We start from the raw sequence: 18,858 nt of genomic DNA, 5'->3' as shown, positions 1-18,858 counted from the left end.
TACCTCCAGTAACTATGTTGAATCATAGCACGTTCATCGCTACAATAATGTGAGATATCTCATATTTTTTGAAGGAGCGCATAAAAAAATGCATATTTTAACAGGGAAGGCACGTAGTGATTATTTAAAAAAGTATCCCATTGATGATTTTTTTTCATTTGATATTGAGCCATACCTTGAGGTTTGCCAATTTGCTAAAGGGGAATGGATTTTTCAGGAAGGCTCTTTTCCAGATACATTGTATTATATGGTTGAGGGCAAGGCAAAGCTGTATATGACGCATAAAAATGGCAAGGTTTCATTGATTGATTATTTAGAGGCACCTCTTTTTATGGGGGAAATCGAGCTGTTGAATGAGGCGAGGTACACAAAGGGCATTCAAACGGTCGCAACAACCATTTGTTACTCTATTCGTCAGTCATGTAAGGAAAAGTTACTTGCAGATGCTTTATTTTTACGTAGACTTTGTTTATTTTTAGGGGAAAAAGCAACGAATATGACGGCTAAATATACACAAAATCAAGCCTATCCACTTGAAAATCGTTTAGCTGCCTTTATTCAATTATCTGCCGAGCAAGGCATCTATAAAGAAAAGCATACGGAAATCTGTGAATATTTAGGTGTTTCCTACCGTCATTTATTATATGTATTAGCGCAGTTTTGCGAAGAAAGAATATTGGAAAAACGAAAAGCGGGTTACTATATTATTGACGAAAAGCGTTTATCCCAGCTAGCGCAGGATATTCAGTAGCGTTAAAGACCCGAACTTTGAGGATAGTTCGGGTCTTTATTATATTCACTTTTTTTAATGAGCCAGCGTGTAACTTCCTTGTTGCTACGGTAAAAGTGTGCCTCATGATTTAGAACGTTAAAGGGTAAACAGCCTCCATATGCTTGTATCATATGGAATGTAAGTAGTGCTCCTTGTACAAATGCTGTGCTTGTTACATAACCATTACTTTTCATTCAACATGCCCCCTTTTGTCGTTATCTTTATTGTACAAGAAGGCTTGTGAAAATAGCCGTTATTTACAAGATTTTAACAAAACCTTTATGTAACCGCATTCATATAATTGTGGGATGAAAACCATAGAAAATGGATATCTATTCTTGAAAAAAAGTGTACTCAAACTATTGTGAATTTTCCTAACGCGAAGTATTATTGTATGTAGATTTAACGTGAAGGTTTTCACATAGTCACGAAATCGTTAGGAGGAATTTGAATGAGTGCAATTCGAGTAGGTATTGTAGGATATGGAAATTTAGGACGTGGTGTGGAGCATGCCATTTCACAAAATCCAGATATGGAATTAGTAGCGGTGTTTACACGCCGTGATCCTTCAACAGTTAACGTAGCAAGTAATGCTAGTGTATATTTAGTAGATGAAGCAGAAAAATTCCAAAATGACATTGATGTTATGATTTTATGTGGTGGCTCTGCAACAGATTTACCAGAGCAAGGTCCGCATTTTGCACAATGGTTTAATACAATTGATAGCTTTGATACACATGCGAAAATTCCTGAATTTTTCGAGGCTGTTGATGCAGCGGCACAGCAAGCTGGGAAAGTATCTGTGATCTCAGTGGGTTGGGACCCAGGTTTATTCTCGTTAAATCGCCTACTAGGAGAATCTGTCTTACCAGTTGGTACAACATATACGTTCTGGGGAGATGGCTTAAGCCAAGGGCACTCTGATGCAGTTCGTCGTATCGAAGGTGTTAAAAATGCTGTTCAATACACATTACCAATAAAAGAAGCTGTAGAGCGTGTACGTAACGGTGAAAACCCTGAGCTATCAACACGTGAAAAACATGCCCGTGAATGCTGGGTTGTGCTAGAAGAAGGCGCAGATGCAGCAAAAGTTGAGCAAGAAATTGTGACAATGCCAAACTACTTTGATGAGTATAACACAACAGTCAACTTTATTTCTGAAGAAGAGTTTAAAGCAAATCATACAGGTATGCCGCATGGTGGCTTCGTTATTCGCAGCGGTGAGAGTGGCGCTAACGATAAACAAATTCTTGAATTCTCATTAAAGCTTGAAAGTAATCCAAACTTCACATCTAGTGTATTAGTAGCCTATGCACGTGCAGCACATCGCCTAAGCCAAGCAGGTGATAAGGGCGCGAAAACAGTATTCGATATCCCATTCGGTCTGCTATCACCAAAATCAGCAGCTGAACTACGCAAGGAATTACTATAACTCTCAACGAGCCCTGATTATCATTTATTTGATAATTAGGGTTTTTTATGGCGTGGATAGAAATGCAAAAGTGATGGATAGAACTATGAAACTGACGGATAGCCATGCTAAATCGACGGATAGGACTCAATCCGTCCGAATAGGAGCTCTGAAAACACAATGCTTCCCATCAGGCAAACATATCAGTAAAATAGAGGAGGTTAGGAGGATTGTTGTGTGAAAGATCAACGCTTTAGAATAGCGCATAAAGAGGCGCTTATTGGGATAGGACTTGTCCTCATTAATTTTGCCATTTGGTTTGGCTTTGCGTATGGGCTGGGTGCAGGTGATCCAGCAAATTATTCGTATATCCTAGGATTTCCTGCATGGTTTTTCTATAGCTGTATTGCGGGGACAGGCTTTATGATCCTGCTTATCTGGATTGTGATGAAGCTCTTTTTTAAAGAGGTTCCATTTGGGGAGGAGGATCGCTAATGCATTGGCAAGTTGTGTTTCCATTGGTATTATTTTTGATAATTATTTTTGGTATTGGTATTTGGGCTAATCAGCATATTCGCTCTTCCAATTCCTTTTTGCAGGAGTATTTTCTTGGCGGCCGTGAAATGGGCGGCTTTATCCTTGCGATGACGATGATTGCGACCTATGGCAGTGCAAGTAGCTTTATTGGAGGCCCTGGGGTTGCTTATACAAAAGGGCTTGGCTGGGTATTGCTGGCAATGGCACAGCTGCCTGCGGGTTATTTTGTGCTGATGATACTAGGGAAGAAATTTGCGATTATTGCTCGCCGCTATCAAGCTATTACATTAATCGACTTTTTACGAGAGCGCTATCAAAGCCATACCATTGTGATCGTATCGGCTATTAGTATTATTGTCTTTTTATTTTCCGCAATGATGGCGCAATGGGTAGGTGGGGCACGTTTAATTGAGTCATTAACAGGCTTAAGCTACACAGCGGCACTTTTTATTTTTGCGATTTCTGTTTTAGTTTATGTCATTATTGGCGGCTTTCGAGCTGTTGCCTTAACAGACACTGTTCAGGGTACGATTATGGTGATTGGGACAATTATTTTATTAATCGGTACCATTGTGGCAGGGGGTGGCATCGACAATATTATGGCTTCACTCGTTGCTGAAAACCCTAATTTTGTATCACCATTTGGGGCAGAGGGGGATTTAACACCGCTCTATGTGTCAACATTTTGGATTTTAATTGGCGTAGGTGTTGTAGGGCTTCCGCAAATTGCTGTACGTGCGATGAGCTACAAGGATTCAAAAAGTATGCACCTTGCGATTCTCATTGGCACGGTTGCCATAGGGACAATTATGTTTGGGATGCACTTAATTGGTGTTTTAGCAAGACCTGTCTTACCGGGGATTGAAATTGGCGATAAGGTGATGCCATTACTAACATTAAAGGTGCTACCGCCATTTTTAGCGGGCATTGTACTAGCTGCACCAATGGCGGCTACAATGTCAACAGTCAATGCGCTATTAATGCTTGTGAGCTCAACAGTTGTGAAGGATATTTATTTAAATTATATAAAACCAGCAGCGAACGATACAGAGATTAAACGGGTAAGCTTTATCGTTACAACGGTGATTGGCTTAGCGGTTATTCTCTTTGCGCTGAATCCACCAGACTTTTTAATTTGGCTAAATTTATTTGCCTTTGGTGGGCTAGAGGCAGTCTTTATATGGTCGGTTGTGCTAGGGCTGTATTGGAAAAAGGCAAATAAATATGGAGCAATTGCCTCCATGATTGCAGGAATGACCTTATATATTGTTATTGATCGATACTACCCTTCTATTTTCGGCATGCATACAGTGACGATTCCAATTATGGCATCCTTGTTTATTTTTGTCAGCGTTAGTTTGCTGACACATCATAAAGTGAAAGATACAGCGCTCATCATTGAATAAAAAAATGCCGTAGAATAAGCTTCTGCGGCGTTTTTTTACTTTAGATAATCATAGGCATTTTTAGCAAGTAGCGCTATTGTAACAACAATAAATAGTATACGAACAAAGCCGCTTCCTTTTTGAATCGCTAGGCGTGAACCAACCACAGCCCCCGCAATTTGTGCAATCCCCATGACAAGACCATAGACATAATGAATTTGCCCTAAGTAGGCAAACATACAAAGACCTGCTACATTGCTTGCTAAATTTAAAAACTTTGCATTGCCCGCAGCCTTTAAAAAATCAAAGCCTACAAGTAAAAAGCTAAAAATTAAAAAAGAGCCTGTTCCAGGACCAAGAAATCCATCATAAAAGCCAATGCTAAATAATAAAGCCATAAATAGCAGTAAATGCGTGCGCGAAAGAGTTTTCACGGCTGCCACAGCGCCCCAATCCTTTTTAAAGATTGTGTAAACTGCCACCGCTGCCAGCATGACAAGCATTAATGGCTTTAAGAGTGCTGGGTTGATTAAATGCACGGTCCACGCGCCGAACAATGAGCCAATAAAGGCGAGCGGAAAATATTTAAGAACAGGGCGAATCTCAAGCTGCCCAGAACGATAAAAGGAAATAGTGGAGGTAAGTGAACCCATCGAGCCTGCAAGCTTATTTGTTGCAACAGCAGCGGCTGGATTTAGTCCAGCAAATAGTAAAGCGGGTAATGAAATTAAGCCACCGCCACCTACAACAGAATCAATAAAGGCTGCTAAAAAACCAAAGGCAATTAATAAAAGAAGAATATGTATATCTATATCGAAAAACATGCTGACACCCCACTAAATTAGTTACTACTAGAATAGTAACTAATTTGATGAATGCTGTAAACCCTTCATTTTTTCGTTTATAATAAAGGCAATGGAGGGATTTGATGGAGGAATTAATCGTCCAATTAAAGGAGCTAGGCTTTACCGAATATGAAGCAAAGGCTTATACAGCCCTTGTCCAGCATAGCCATGTAAATGCCTATCAGGTTAGTAAAAATTCAGGAATACCCCGTGCTAGAATTTATGATATTTTAACAAGCCTTGTTGACAAGGGGATTGTGCTTAAGGAGGAAACAGCCGAGCAAACGATATATGCTGCACTGCCTGTCGCAGTTTTTTTACAGCAAATGCAGCAGCGTTGGCAGGCTAATTTTACATCCATTGGTACAAAGTTAGCTAGGCTAGAAGCAAAAGAGCAGGAAGCGGAGCATAAAGTCGTTATGTTAAAGGGCAAGGAGGCGATTATCAACTATTGTCAATCGCTGCTCCAAAATGCTAAGCAGAAGGTGCTATTATCAATGTGGGAGGATATGTATGAGGCGTTAGATGAAGCGATTCAAGAGGCAGCACAGCGTGTGCCTATCCATGGCATTACCTTCTATGTGGAAAACCCGATTGCTACATTGGATCAGCATCGCATGACACGCTATACAAAAAAAACATCTACACCGCATTGGTTTATTATGTCAGTGGATGGACAGCAAATGATTTATGGGCATGTACCATCCAATCAGGAAATTGCCTTTATTACAACGGACCCTGTGCATATTTATTTGCTGGAGGATTATATTTGGCATGATGTGCTGGTCAATCGCTTAATCAAGCGCGATGACCAAGCATTGGAGGAATGGATTACTAAAGAGCGACAAGCCTTTTTCCTCAACTAAAGCTCTAGCATATAAGCCAAGAAAAAAAGTGAAATCCCTTATTGCAAGAGATTTCACCTTTTCTTAGTAAAATACTTTGTCTACATTGTATTTGGAGCGGAAGACATTGATGGCATATGTTTCGTAAATTTCACGTTCCATTGGGTCTTCTATTTCATATACTTCAATTTTAAAAATTTCATCACGATGATTTTTCATTGGCGATACATTGTCTTCAAAGTGCTTTTTAATACGTTGGCGAATTTTGCGAGCTTTCCCGACAAATAATAGCTCATTTTTTTCATTATAAAATAAGAAAATGCCGCCTTTTTCGCGTGTGATTTTATGGAAGTCAATAAATCCATGGTAAGGTGTAATCGGCACATCACCAGGCTTTACATCTTGCTCACGCTGACGAATGACTACATCTGGTTTTGGAAATTCAATTTTAATCAAGTTTTTCACGTTCCTCTCTATCCCTAAAGCTATATGATAACATAATTACGGTATGCTTACCATAAAATTTCATCTAGAAAAAGTGATATACACAGCCTAGTATGGGGCAATAAAATAGGGAACATACAAATGAATCACAAAATATTCTATGAATTATTGCTATTCCTACTAGTTCATGCTACAATTCGATATAGTTAAATAAATCTTATCAAGAGAAGCTGAGGGATTTGGCCCGATGACGCTTCAGCAACCTCTAACAATTTGTTAGAAAGGTGCTAATTCCAGCAAAGGTACTCCTTTGAGAGATAAGAGTGGACGTGAAAAAATCCTTCTCATTCTATCTCGTATGGAATGAGGGGGATTTTTTAATTTGAAGCAGGCTTTACTGAAAAGAGAGAGGGGAATGCAAGATGCCAATTAATATTCCGAAAAACTTACCAGCTGGAGAACATTTACGTGAGGAAAAAATCTTCGTGATGGAAGAGGACCGCGCACGAACACAGCAAATTCGTCCGTTAAGTATATTAATTTTAAATTTAATGCCTGAAAAGGAAAAAACAGAGCTACAATTATTACGTTTACTAGGGAATACGCCGCTACAGGTTAATATTACCTTTTTAAATACAGCTACACATAAATCGAAAAATGTGAGTAAATCACATTTACAGCTATTTTACACAACGTTCTCACAAATTCGCCATCGCCGTTATGATGGCATGATTATTACAGGAGCGCCAGTCGAGAAAATGGAATTTGAGGATGTAAACTATTGGCAAGAAATAAAGGACATTATGGATTGGTCCAAAACGAATGTTACATCTGTTCTTCATATTTGTTGGGGGGCACAGGCGGCACTCTATCATCATTATGGTATTGGGAAATTTGAGCTTCCTGCTAAATGCTCGGGGGTTTATTCCCATGTTATTACTGATTTAACGGTTGATTTAGTGCGTGGCTTTAGCGATTTATTTACAGCACCGCATTCACGCCATACTTCTGTATCCATTGACGAGGTACGCAATCATCCTGATTTACGCTTGTTATCCTATTCGGAGGAGGCAGGTGTCTTTATCGTCCAATCGAAGGATAATAAAAATATTATGATTACAGGTCATTTAGAGTACGATGCGACAACATTGGCGGATGAATATCATCGCGATATAGCGAAGGGGCTTGATACGGCAGTGCCTGTCAACTATTTCCCAAATGATGACCCAGCACAAGCACCGATTAATACATGGCGTGCTCATACGCATTTATTGTTTTCAAACTGGCTGAACTACTATGTTTACCAAGAAACACCGTACGAATGGGACTTTGTGGATGAAATTGAATTCCATATTTAAGCCATTTAAAAAGTCTAATTTCCACGCAGAAATTAGACTTCTTCTTTTTTTTGTAACTTCGACTTGCGTATGACAGCGACAATAAGCATTACAATAGGTAGTAAAATCATTACAATAAATGATAAAATGGGCCAAATTTCATTATTGTAGTTATTGGAATGAACAATACTTGGATGAAGAATTTGCGATAGACCAATGACTATCAGGCCCATTGGCAAAATGAGTGGTCGATGATCCTTAATGTTCAACACTTGCGCAAGCCCGACAACACTTGTATAGAAGTACATAAATGAGCGAATATAAAGGGAGATAATCCACATAACAGCCATCAATACCTCAATACGTTCTAAAAAATAACCAATGGATATTCTTTGGGCAAGTGCATAGCTAGGGAAGGTTCGAGCGGTTGTACTATCTGGCCCTAAGACAAGTATGGACAGTGTAACCATTGTTGTTAATACAATGCCACCAATTATTGTACCAATATAAAAGCCCTTCTGCACAGAATGTTGGACATTGACTGTCAGGGGATAGAGCATCAATAGCAGCACTGATGGAAAGGAAAAGATACTTAAAAAGCGCATAATACTATACAGCATGGATGTCTTCGACGCCTCCAGCACGGGCTGTATATTGTCCAATGTAATCTGTGGTGTAATACAAATCACGAAAAAAATAAAAATAAAGAGAAACAGTGGAAAGAGAATTTCTGCCGAACGTACAAATGTTTCAATACCTAAGTAAGCTGCATACATAATAATAATGCTAAACAGCAGGGCAAAAGCCATCATAGGTGTTTCGGGCATGATTTCCGTTTGCATAAAAATCCCAATAAAATATAATAATTCGCCTGCTGAAAGAATGGTCACGATGACAAAGCATAGCGCTGTCATTGTGCCAAAAAAGCGTCCTAAAATTTTCTTATTTGCCTCAACAAACGTTAGTGTAGGTGTTTGCTTGGCTAATGTCATAAATAATTTTACATTTAGTAAACTGATTATGACACCAATAATCGCAGCAATCCATGCATCCTGCTTGGCAGCATTAGCAATGCTACCAGGTATAATTAAAATAGCTGTCCCGATGGAGTAGAGTATGGTAATAATGGTAAATTGTCTTGTGCTAATGATTTCTTTTTCCATCTTATGATGCCTCCAACTATTTATTTGGTGAATGAAACAATATATTCTTTAAGGGGTGAAAGGATAAAAGTAATACCGTCGAATGGGCTAGGTATTTTGATTTTTAGGAAAATACCCATATTTAAAACAGTGCCAATGAGTAAAAGAAGGGAAAATACGATCATGGTGTTTAGTGCTTGCTGCTGCTTTAGCTTGGGTATCCATTGGCAGGCAATTATGATAGAAATTATTAAAACGACGCTTGCCAAAATCATCTATCCTGTCTCCTTTCACTTGTTGGTTATTGAATTTTGGATAGTGCCCGATCCTTGGGTTTGCACATCGACCTTTACATCAACCTGCAATGTTGGGAAAATAGTAGCCCAATCGGATTTGATTTTTTTCCATTGCTTTGCATCAGCTCGGTGTAGAACATTGCTAAATCCTACAATATCGACCTGATAGTATTGTTGAATAGTTGCTAATGCTTGCTCAATTTGTTGTTGAATATCTTGTGCGGTTATTTGATTAATGGTCTGAATGGTTGTATCTTCTGTAAGATTGATGGTACATTTCACCTCTGCCACATTTTGAATAATATGAATTTGCACAGCTATTTTAGGCTGTCCCCGCTCAAAAGATCCCTTTACCTTCGTATCAGATTGTATAATTTCTGTTGATAATGATCCCTGTTCAGGGCAGGCAATGATTTCAGCCGTGCTATGAATGCTATCTTTTAAAAAGCCAATGCTTCGGCTTTCTTCCTCTGACAGCAAGCCTACAAATCGCCCCTCCTCTAAAACGGCTAAGCCTGCATAACGCAATAATACGGGTGTTTGGATTCGTTGTACATTTGTTTGGTCCATGCCTAGCTTCTTATCACCTTGAATTTCAATAGCTGCCAAAACAGTGCCCTTCTCTTTGTTATTCAGGGTATTGACTAATTCATCAATAGTAATTGTCATGATTGAGCCCCAGGCATGTTCAGAGGTTCGAAGAGAATTGACAATTTTATTAGCAGGTACTTTTTCAATGGGGGTCAGGACATTTAATACTTCCTTTGCTGTCGCCTCATAAGACATAATCACATTGAAATCATTGCGAAACTCATGATCGCGCGCAATAAAATCGAGCGGTTCCTGAATGCCCTCTTTGGCAAGGTCTTCTCCTAGCACAACGACTTGCAGGTGCGAAAAATAGGGCTTTCTTGCTGCAAGTGTTGTCATTTTTCGCAATGCCTCAAAGATGCTTTTTTCCTTTGTATGGTATGTAACGACAGGGGAGCGTTGCGCAGAAACTTGACGCACGGAAATTTCACTAGGGTCAACAATTTGCACGGTGATTTCATAGTCATCTCCGACCTTATCAATACCAAGTGCTATAGCAATCGCTAATTCATTTAATTCATGTTTACTCCAGCATCCACCTAATAGCAAGGTCAGGATGCATAGTAAGCCAATTTTTTTTATTTTTGTCATTACTTATTCCTTTCGTCCTTTACGAGTGATATAGGAACGTCCTCTAACGATGTTTTTTTGATTAATCAAGCGAGGTCGTGTCAGCAATCGACTGCGTGGGAACAATAGAAATGCATCTTTTTGATCCTTTGTGATAAACGGTGCAAATGGGCTTAAATAAGGCACGCCAAATGTACGAATGCTACATAAATGAAGAATGATCAGCATAATGCCAAACATAACACCGAATAAGCCAAACATGGCTGCCACAATCATTAAAGGGAAGCGTAGCACACGAATGGTATTCGATAAGCCATATGCTGGAAATAAAAAGCTACAAATGGCTGTTAAGGCTACAATAATCACCATTACTGCTGATACAACGCCTGCATCAACCGCTGCCTGCCCAATAACAAGCGTACCAACAATGGATACAGCAGGTCCAATGGTCCTTGGCATACGAAGTCCTGCCTCACGTAATATTTCAAAGGCAACCTCCATAATTAATGCTTCCACGACGGCTGGAAAGGGCACACCCTCTCGTTGGGAGGCGATACTAATCAGCATGGGTGTTGGCAGCATTTCTTGGTGAAAGGTTGTAATAGCTACATAAAGTGAAGGGGCAACTAAGGCTAAGCTAATACCAAAAAATCGTAATATACGAATGAGCGTGCTAATAAACCAGTGCTGATAGTAATCCTCTGCTGATTGTAGAAAGGATGTGAATAATGCAGGTACAACTAATACAAAGGGTGTACCATCGACCAATATCGCTACTTTGCCTTCAAGCAGTTCAGCTGCAATAACGTCGGGACGCTCAGAGTTGTAGACAGTAGGAAAAATCGATTTTTTCTCATCTTGTATATAATCCTCAATATAGCCGCTCTCTAAAATGCTATCTGTCTGAATACGGTCTAAACGTGCTAATACTTCAGCGACAATTTTGTCATTAGCAATGCCATTGATATACATGATAGCTATATTGGTTTGTGTCACATCACCAATAACACGAGATTTTATCCAAAGGTTAGGGCTTTTAATTTTTCGGCGAATTAATGCTGTATTGGTCCGTAATGTTTCTGTAAAGGCTTCTTTTGGTCCGCGAATAACAGATTCGGTGGATGGCTCTGTAACAGCGCGATCTTTCACATTTTTCGTGTTGGTAGCAATGCCTGCTGCAAAGCCGTCCAAAAGAATGACAGTTTCACCATTGAAAATCGCTCGATACAATGTTGTAAAATGCTCGATATTTGCAATATCACCAACTGTTAAATAGGCATTCCCAATATATTGCTGAATTGTGGCTATATCAATCTGCTGTTCTTCTTCGATATGGGCTGTTAATTTATCAATAGTATCATCTGCAATCATCATTTTATCAGCTAAGCCATCAATCGAAATAACAGCAAGGGTGTAGTGATCTACGCTATCAATGATTATTTCACGTATCATAAGGTCATTACTATGACCGAGTGCATGCTTAATTGTTTGCAGATTTTTAGATAGTGATGTATATAATGGGGAGGTATCGGTATTGTGAGAGATCGTCATGCGTGTTCCTCCTCAACTAGGACAGTCATTATTTATAGAATAGACAATTTTAGCGGGAGATAAACGATAGTAGACATTAAAAAAAGCAATATATCTTAGCGATATACTGCTTTATGTACGATAGTCGTATTGTAATTCATCGTTACTTGTATCAACATCTACATATAAACTATGCTCGTTAAAGAACCATAAATCTTTTTCTTCGATGTAATAGGTTACATCATCAACCACGGTTTGCACACCAATGGCAATCGGTTCTTCACGTGTCATCCCAAGTGAAAAGCCTTCATGAAATGGGCTAGAGCCACCATAGCGAGCATAAAAGCGAATCGTATCGCCAGGCTCCACTTCCATCTCCTGTTTAAACCATTGTAATGCCTGATCTGTTAATGCAATGTTCATACGTATATGCTCCTCTCTTTTCCTAAAGCCATTTGACCTTTGGCTCCGTGCCATTTTTAATACGGGCAATATTAGCACGGTGACGGTAAATAATAAAGGTAAATAAAAAGGCTACTAGGATACCTAATGCATAATCGCCTGTAACAAAATAATAAACGATTGCATAAATAAGTGCTACTAATGCGGCTATCATAGATGTTAAGCTAACGATTTTTGTGATTTTTAATGTCACAATAAATGTAATAAAGAGCAGAACGAAGAGCGGCCATGAGTAACCAAGCAATACCCCTGCTGATGTTGCCACTGCTTTGCCGCCACGGAAATTGGCAAAGATAGGGAACATATGACCAATTACCGCAACCAAGCCAAGCATTAATGGATGGATGGAGCTATCTGCAAAAAAAGGCAATGCCACTAATAAAACAGCGGCTGTCCCCTTTAAAACATCCATGATTGTTACAACAATGCCTGCCTTTTTCCCTAAGATGCGAAAGGTATTGGTTGCACCTAGGTTCCCACTGCCATGCTCACGAATATCTGTATGATAAAAAAGTTTGCCTATCCATAATCCAGAAGGTATAGAGCCGATTAGATAAGCGCATAAAATAATAAGTCCATTGATCATAAGGTGGATTCCTTTCCTTCACTTGATAACGAATAGTTTGTCACAAGTATTTTACACTTTTTCTTGCGAATCTACAATGTTCGGAAGGAGAATTCGTAGCAAGCCTTGAATTCAATAGATAATCCAACTACTAGAGAGTAATTGGGTAAATATAGGGATAATGGTCATTTTGTCAATCGATCATTCCTTTGATAGAATAGTAGTCTGACGCTAGTTTGTCCGTTCAAATGTTTGCAACTAAATATGAAAGGGTTCGTCAAATGATACGGACGATAAGTAGCTAGCTGTGTTGTTGAAATCCCAATTTTAAGCAAGTGTTGCAGATGTTTACTATATACAAAGTAAAATAACAACGACTTGTCGCTAGTGCTTGACAGGAAATGCTATGATTGATTAGGATGAGAATAGTAATAGAACATGCGTTTGTTTTTTGGAGGGGAATTTTTTGACGAATAAACAGTCACCGAGCGTCTATAATGATGACGCCATACAAGTATTAGAAGGATTAGAAGCGGTACGCAAACGACCTGGCATGTATATCGGTTCAACGGATGGCCGTGGACTTCACCACCTTGTGTATGAAATTGTAGATAATGCGGTGGATGAAGCGCTGGCTGGCTTTGGGGCTCATATTATTGTCACGATTCACAATGATCAAAGTGTAAGTGTGCGTGACTTTGGGCGTGGGATGCCGACAGGGATGCATAAAATGGGAAAGCCAACGCCTGAAATTATTTTTACTGTGTTACATGCTGGCGGAAAATTTGGGCAAGGCGGCTATAAAACAAGCGGCGGCTTGCATGGTGTAGGCTCTTCTGTTGTGAATGCGCTATCAACGTTTTTAGAGGTAACGATTCATCGTGACGGGAAAATCTATCGTCAGCGTTTTGAAAATGGTGGACATCCTGTGACAACGCTTGAAGACATCGGACAAACAAAGCAAACAGGAACACTTGTTCGTTTTTTGCCAGATGAAACAATTTTCTCTGTGACGAAATTTAACTATGATACATTAGCAGAGCGTTTACGCGAGTCAGCCTTTTTATTAAAGGGCTTAAAAATTGAATTAATTGATGAGCGCGAGGAAGGCAAAAAGGATGTGTTCTTTTATGAGAACGGCATTGAAGCTTTCGTTGCGTATTTGAATGAAGAAAAGGATGTGCTACATCCTGTAAAATATGTAGAAGGTATCCAAGATGATATTGAAGTAGAATTTGCCTTTCAATATAACGATGGCTACTCGGAAACAATTTTATCCTTTGTCAATAATGTGCGTACGCGTGATGGTGGCACACATGAAACAGGTGCAAAAGCGGCACTCACACGTGTATTTAATGAGTATGCAAGAAAAATTGGCTTGCTGAAGGAAAAGGATAAAAACCTAGAAGGAACGGATATTCGGGAAGGTCTAGCAGCCATTGTATCTGTGCGAATTCCAGAGCATTTACTGCAATTTGAAGGACAAACAAAGGGTAAACTTGGTACAAGTGAAGCTCGTTCTGCCGTAGATAGTGTTGTATCTGAGCAAATTTTATATGTGCTGGAGGAAAATGCAGAATTATCGGCATCTCTTGTGCGAAAGGCGATTCGTGCCCAGCAAGTGCGTGAGGCGGCTCGAAAAGCGCGTGAGGATGCACGAAATGGCAAGAAAAATAAAAAGGGTAGCACGATTTTATCAGGAAAATTAACGCCTGCACAATCACGCAACGCTGCTAGAAACGAGCTGTATTTGGTCGAGGGCGATTCTGCGGGCGGCTCCGCGAAGCAAGGTCGTGATCGCACATTCCAAGCGATTTTACCATTGCGCGGGAAGGTCATTAATACCGAAAAGGCAAAGCTGCAAGATATTATGAAAAACGAGGAAATTTCAACGATTATTCATGCGATTGGCGCAGGTGTTGGGTCAGATTTCTCCGTTGAAGATTCAGCGTACAATAAAGTTGTGATTATGACCGATGCTGATACGGATGGGGCTCATATTCAAGTGCTGCTATTAACGTTTTTCTATCGTTATATGCGCCCACTTATTGAGGCAGGCAAGGTCTTTATTGCACTACCACCATTGTATAAAGTGTCCAAAGGAACAGGGAAAAAAGAAGTGGTTGAATATGCTTGGACAGAAAGCGATTTACAAAAGGCCATTAAAAAAGTGGGTAAGGGTTACATACTACAGCGCTACAAAGGGCTTGGTGAGATGAACGCAGACCAGCTATGGGATACAACCATGAACCCTGAAACACGTACATTAATTCGTGTCACAATCGAGGATGGTGCACGAGCAGAAAGACGTGTCACAACATTAATGGGCGATAAAGTAGAGCCACGTCGTAAATGGATTGAAGCCAATGTCGATTTCGGCATGGAGGATGATGTCAATATTTTAGACAATGAATTCATCCAGCAGGAGGAGGGCCAAGCATGAATAGTACGGAAAAGTTTCAAGATTTACCTTTAGAAGAAGTAATGGGTGACCGTTTTGGTCGCTATAGTAAATATATTATTCAAGACCGCGCGTTGCCTGATGCACGTGACGGTCTTAAACCTGTACAGCGCCGTATTTTATATGCAATGTATACAGAGGGCAATACACATGATAAGCCATTCCGTAAATCGGCTAAAACCGTCGGGAATGTGATTGGGAATTACCATCCACACGGCGATAGCTCTGTCTATGAAGCGATGGTACGTATGAGTCAGGATTGGAAAGCGCGTCATATGCTGATTGAAATGCATGGAAATAATGGCTCAGTGGATGGGGACCCGCCTGCTGCGATGCGTTATACAGAGGCACGACTTTCTACGATTGCGGCGGAAATGCTGCGAGATATCGGTAAGAAAACGGTAGAGTTTGTGCCGAACTTTGATGATCAGGATATGGAGCCAACGGTGCTACCTGCACGCTTCCCAAATTTATTGGTCAATGGCTCAACAGGGATTTCTGCTGGCTATGCCACAGATATTCCACCACATGCACTAGATGAGGTGTTAGATGCTGTTTTAATGCGCTTAGACAAGCCAACTGCTACAGTGGATGAATTAATGACGGTTATTCAGGGACCTGATTTCCCAACTGGTGGCATTATTCAAGGTGTTGAAGGCATTAAAAAGGCTTATGAAACAGGTCGTGGCAAAATTATTGTACGCGCACAGGCTGTTGTGGAGCCGATTAAGGGTGGCAAGGAGCAAATTGTTATTACGGAATTGCCATACGATGTCAATAAAGCAAATCTTGTGAAAAAAATTGATGAGCAACGCGTCGATAAGCGCCTAGAAGGAATTGCCGAAATTCGCGATGAATCCGACCGTACAGGCTTACGTATCGTCATCGAGCTGAAAAAAGATGTGCCAGGGCAAGGCATTTTACAGTATTTATTTAAAACAACCGATTTACAAATTGCTTACAATTTTAATATGATTGCCATTCATAATCGTCGTCCAACGATGATGACCCTACCATTGTTATTGGATGCTTATATCGCCCATCAAAAGGAAGTTGTCACAAATCGTTCTATTTACGATTTACAAAAAGCAAAGGATCGTTCACATATTGTTGATGGGCTAATTAAAGCACTATCTATTTTAGATGAAGTCATTGCAACGATTCGTTCTTCTAATGATAAAAAGGATGCCAAGCAGAATTTACAAGCGAAGTTCGATTTTACTGAGGTGCAGGCAGAGGCAATTGTTAGCTTGCAATTATACCGTTTAACAAATACGGATATTACGGAGCTACGTCAGGAACAGGATGAGTTAAATAAGTTAATTGCGAAGCTAGAGGGGATTCTGCAAAGTGAGGCTAAGCTTGTGCGCGTTATTAAACAAGAGTTGCTAGATATTAAGAAACGCTTTACAGAACCTCGCCGCTCGAAGATTGAGCAGGAAATTGAAGAAATTAAAATTACGTTAGATGTGCTTGTGCCAAGTGAGGAAGTGGTGGTCACTGTAACAAAGGATGGCTATATTAAACGTACATCCACACGCTCACATGCCGCTTCCAATGGGCAAGATTGTGCCATGAAGGATTCGGATTATTTATTGTATGAGGCAACGTTAAATACACAGCACCATCTATTACTCTTTACAAATCGAGGCAATTATATTTATCAGCCTGTTCATGAGCTGCCTGATATTCGCTGGAAGGAACTCGGTCAGCATATATCTAGCATTGTGCCAACAGGTGAGGATGAATCTATTATTGCTGCGTATGGCTTTGCCACTTTTGAGCGGCCAAACACATATATTCTTACAGCAACAAAGGATGGTCAAATTAAGCGATCACCATTAGCCGATTATGCTGTAACTCGTTATTCAAAGCCCATTAAAACAATGAATGTGAAGGCTGGCGATATAATGATTTATGCCGCACCTGTCACAGATGAGGTAGAGCTGATGCTCACAACGGATACTGCCTATGCTATTCGTTTCCCAATGGAAGAATTACCTGTAACAGGTGTTAAAACAGGTGGCGTAAAAGGGATCACATTAAAGGAGGGAGAATCCTTAGTGGGTGTCACTGTGTTACAGCCTGATGTAACACAGTATGTTGTTATTGTGACACAGCGCGGAGCTGTTAAGAAAATGAATGTGACGGAAGTTGAGATGGCAAGCCGAGCAAAACGCGGGCTTAAGGTCTTGACCGAGTTAAAAGCAAATCCACACCGTATTGTTGCCGTTGTGCAGGCTACCGATCAGGAGCGGGTGGTTATTGAAACGGAAAAAGGTGTACAGGAGGTCTTGGATGTACGGGCTTTAACACGTGCAGACCGTCATTCCAACGGCTCCTTTAAGGTTGATATTGCAACAGATGGCGCCATTTCGCATGTCGTGATTGACAAAAAAGAAGACGTAGAAGAAAGCTAGTTACAGGTTCACCGCCTAGTATCACGATACAGGGCGGTGTTTTTTCTATCTTGAAAATTATCTATTCCTCGCTTTACTCACCGAATAGCCTATAATATGATAGAAACATAGGGAGATATAAAATAGTGTCGGATTATGGCAATACATCGAAAATATAGGAAATTTTAAAATAACTAAGAAAGGAGCTTATGGATGACAGATCGCCAATTACTTGAATTAATGCTGCAAAAAGTAACAGGTATGGAAACGAATATCGGGGATATGAAAGTGGATATCCAAAATATGAAGGTAGATATTCAGGAAACAAAAACAGATATTTTGAATATTAAAGCAGATATGCAAGGCATGAAAGCCGATATTCAAGATACAAAAACAGATATTTTGAATATTAAAGCAGATATGCAAGGCATGAAAGCTGATATTCAGGAAACAAAGACGGATATTTTAAATATCAAAGCCGATATTCAGGAAACAAAAACAGATATTCTAAATATCAAAGTAGATATGCAAGGCATGAAAGCCGATATTCAGGAAACAAAGACGGATATTTTAAATATCAAAGCCGATATGCAAGACATGAAGTCGGATATTCAGGAAACAAAAACAGATATTCTAAATATCAAAGCCGATATGCAAGACATGAAGTTGGATATTCAGGATACAAAAACAGATATCCTAAATATTAAAACAGATATGCAGGATATGAAGATAGATATTCAAGGTCTACAAGCGGAGCAGAAGAAAACAAATGAGCGCTTAGATGGCATAGAGGCAAAACAGCATCTTGTCTATGAGCAAACGGGGAAATTATCTGAATATCATTCGGAAATGATGACAAAGTTAGCAACATTAGCAACAAAGGAAGATTTAGACTACTTCGATATTAAAATTTCGCAGCATGACCGTGATATTTTTCAATTAAAAAGAAAAGCTTAAGCCTTTCATAGCAGAACGAATAAAAATATGCTTGTTATCTTGTTGTATCTATGGGTATAATAATCAACGAAAAGTTCATAGTGAAAGAATGTAGGGGGGCTAGTAGTTGCTAGCTGAGATTGTGTCCGATAGGCACTGACCCTTTGAACCTGATTTGGCTCGTACCAGCGTAGGGAACATCTATTCAAAAAAGAAAATTTTTGGAAGCTGATTGTGATACGTCTGGGAGAAATCCTAGACGTTTTTTATTTTGGTGCAGCGTGTGGTTATAGATGGTGTTATAAATAGGCTTCACGTGCATTTTGCCAA

Annotated in this window: 18 protein-coding genes and 2 riboswitches; of the genes, 9 read left to right on the top strand and 9 right to left on the bottom strand. The window is 39.8% G+C overall.

Features of this window, described 5'->3' with window-relative positions; genetic code table 11:
• The first annotated feature begins 88 nt into the window (after positions 1-88).
• The gene (yeiL, locus tag ACIQVU_RS00425) at positions 89-751 is read left to right on the top strand and encodes a transcriptional regulator YeiL (RefSeq protein ID WP_340805972.1); all 663 of its coding nucleotides are present in this window, start codon (positions 89-91) and stop codon (positions 749-751) included.
• Positions 752-753: 2 nt separating this feature from the next.
• Here yeiL and ACIQVU_RS00420 read toward each other — a convergent pair whose 3' ends face one another.
• Positions 754-966 (bottom strand): hypothetical protein, encoded by a 213-nt coding sequence (locus ACIQVU_RS00420; protein WP_340805970.1) that lies wholly within the window; start codon positions 964-966, stop codon positions 754-756.
• Between the two features lie 257 nt (positions 967-1,223).
• On the opposite strand from ACIQVU_RS00420, the gene ACIQVU_RS00415 reads away from it, so the two are divergent.
• The 3 genes from ACIQVU_RS00415 to panF all read left to right on the top strand — a co-directional run bounded on the left by ACIQVU_RS00415 (position 1,224) and on the right by panF (position 4,126).
• A complete protein-coding gene (locus tag ACIQVU_RS00415; RefSeq protein ID WP_340805969.1) occupies positions 1,224-2,204 on the top strand; it encodes a diaminopimelate dehydrogenase in 981 nt (326 codons plus the stop codon).
• A 216-nt stretch (positions 2,205-2,420) separates the two neighbouring features.
• Positions 2,421-2,678, top strand: coding sequence for a YhdT family protein (locus ACIQVU_RS00410; protein ID WP_340805968.1), 258 nt, complete (start codon positions 2,421-2,423; stop codon positions 2,676-2,678).
• Positions 2,678-4,126, top strand: coding sequence for a sodium/pantothenate symporter (gene panF / locus ACIQVU_RS00405; RefSeq protein ID WP_340805967.1), 1,449 nt, complete (start codon positions 2,678-2,680; stop codon positions 4,124-4,126). The genes ACIQVU_RS00410 and panF overlap by 1 nt, the downstream gene beginning before the upstream one ends.
• 35 nt (positions 4,127-4,161) lie before the next feature.
• Here panF and ACIQVU_RS00400 read toward each other — a convergent pair whose 3' ends face one another.
• Positions 4,162-4,929 carry a TSUP family transporter gene (locus tag ACIQVU_RS00400; protein ID WP_340805965.1) on the bottom strand — a complete coding sequence of 256 codons (768 nt, stop codon included), beginning with the start codon at positions 4,927-4,929 and terminating at the stop codon, positions 4,162-4,164.
• Between the two features lie 104 nt (positions 4,930-5,033).
• Between ACIQVU_RS00400 and ACIQVU_RS00395 the strand changes: the two genes are divergently transcribed.
• A complete protein-coding gene (locus ACIQVU_RS00395) occupies positions 5,034-5,816 on the top strand; it encodes a TrmB family transcriptional regulator (protein WP_340805964.1) in 783 nt (260 codons plus the stop codon).
• A gap of 63 nt (positions 5,817-5,879) precedes the next feature.
• Here ACIQVU_RS00395 and ACIQVU_RS00390 read toward each other — a convergent pair whose 3' ends face one another.
• Complete coding sequence (locus ACIQVU_RS00390; RefSeq protein WP_340808574.1) at positions 5,880-6,251, bottom strand: nucleotide excision repair endonuclease; 372 nt, start codon at positions 6,249-6,251, stop codon at positions 5,880-5,882.
• Positions 6,252-6,453: 202 nt separating this feature from the next.
• Positions 6,454-6,563: riboswitch (SAM riboswitch) on the top strand.
• Between the two features lie 98 nt (positions 6,564-6,661).
• Here ACIQVU_RS00390 and metA point away from each other — a divergent pair.
• On the top strand, positions 6,662-7,597 hold the full coding sequence (metA, locus tag ACIQVU_RS00385; RefSeq protein ID WP_340805963.1) for a homoserine O-acetyltransferase MetA: 936 nt from the start codon (positions 6,662-6,664) through the stop codon (positions 7,595-7,597).
• Between the two features lie 32 nt (positions 7,598-7,629).
• Here metA and ACIQVU_RS00380 read toward each other — a convergent pair whose 3' ends face one another.
• The 6 genes from ACIQVU_RS00380 to plsY all read right to left on the bottom strand — a co-directional run bounded on the left by ACIQVU_RS00380 (position 7,630) and on the right by plsY (position 12,753).
• Positions 7,630-8,739, bottom strand: coding sequence for a GerAB/ArcD/ProY family transporter (locus ACIQVU_RS00380; RefSeq protein ID WP_402893126.1), 1,110 nt, complete (start codon positions 8,737-8,739; stop codon positions 7,630-7,632).
• A 20-nt stretch (positions 8,740-8,759) separates the two neighbouring features.
• Entirely contained in the window at positions 8,760-8,993 is a 234-nt protein-coding gene (locus ACIQVU_RS00375) for a hypothetical protein (RefSeq protein ID WP_340805960.1), read from the bottom strand.
• Between the two features lie 15 nt (positions 8,994-9,008).
• Positions 9,009-10,196: a Ger(x)C family spore germination protein gene (locus tag ACIQVU_RS00370; protein ID WP_402893123.1), complete on the bottom strand. Its 1,188-nt coding sequence runs from the start codon at positions 10,194-10,196 to the stop codon at positions 9,009-9,011.
• A gap of 3 nt (positions 10,197-10,199) precedes the next feature.
• Complete coding sequence (locus tag ACIQVU_RS00365) at positions 10,200-11,726, bottom strand: spore germination protein (protein ID WP_340805957.1); 1,527 nt, start codon at positions 11,724-11,726, stop codon at positions 10,200-10,202.
• Positions 11,727-11,837: 111 nt separating this feature from the next.
• Positions 11,838-12,128 carry a HesB/YadR/YfhF family protein gene (locus tag ACIQVU_RS00360; RefSeq protein ID WP_340805956.1) on the bottom strand — a complete coding sequence of 97 codons (291 nt, stop codon included), beginning with the start codon at positions 12,126-12,128 and terminating at the stop codon, positions 11,838-11,840.
• A 22-nt stretch (positions 12,129-12,150) separates the two neighbouring features.
• Positions 12,151-12,753 carry a glycerol-3-phosphate 1-O-acyltransferase PlsY gene (gene plsY, locus ACIQVU_RS00355; RefSeq protein ID WP_340805955.1) on the bottom strand — a complete coding sequence of 201 codons (603 nt, stop codon included), beginning with the start codon at positions 12,751-12,753 and terminating at the stop codon, positions 12,151-12,153.
• Between the two features lie 445 nt (positions 12,754-13,198).
• On the opposite strand from plsY, the gene parE reads away from it, so the two are divergent.
• The 3 genes from parE (at position 13,199) to ACIQVU_RS00340 (ending at position 18,549) form a co-directional block, all read left to right on the top strand.
• Positions 13,199-15,175 carry a DNA topoisomerase IV subunit B gene (gene parE / locus ACIQVU_RS00350; protein WP_340805953.1) on the top strand — a complete coding sequence of 659 codons (1,977 nt, stop codon included), beginning with the start codon at positions 13,199-13,201 and terminating at the stop codon, positions 15,173-15,175.
• Complete coding sequence (parC, locus tag ACIQVU_RS00345) at positions 15,172-17,613, top strand: DNA topoisomerase IV subunit A (protein WP_402893118.1); 2,442 nt, start codon at positions 15,172-15,174, stop codon at positions 17,611-17,613. Before parE ends, parC begins: the two co-directional genes overlap by 4 nt.
• Positions 17,614-17,805: 192 nt before the next feature.
• The gene (locus tag ACIQVU_RS00340) at positions 17,806-18,549 is read left to right on the top strand and encodes a coiled-coil domain-containing protein (protein ID WP_402893115.1); all 744 of its coding nucleotides are present in this window, start codon (positions 17,806-17,808) and stop codon (positions 18,547-18,549) included.
• Positions 18,550-18,631: 82 nt separating this feature from the next.
• Positions 18,632-18,742, top strand: a riboswitch (TPP riboswitch).
• The last annotated feature ends 116 nt before the right edge of the window (positions 18,743-18,858 follow it).

The organism is Lysinibacillus sp. NPDC098008 (assembly GCF_044760715.1).
GTDB lineage: Bacteria > Bacillota > Bacilli > Bacillales_A > Planococcaceae > Lysinibacillus.
This window is presented reverse-complemented; position numbering and strand designations above follow the sequence as displayed.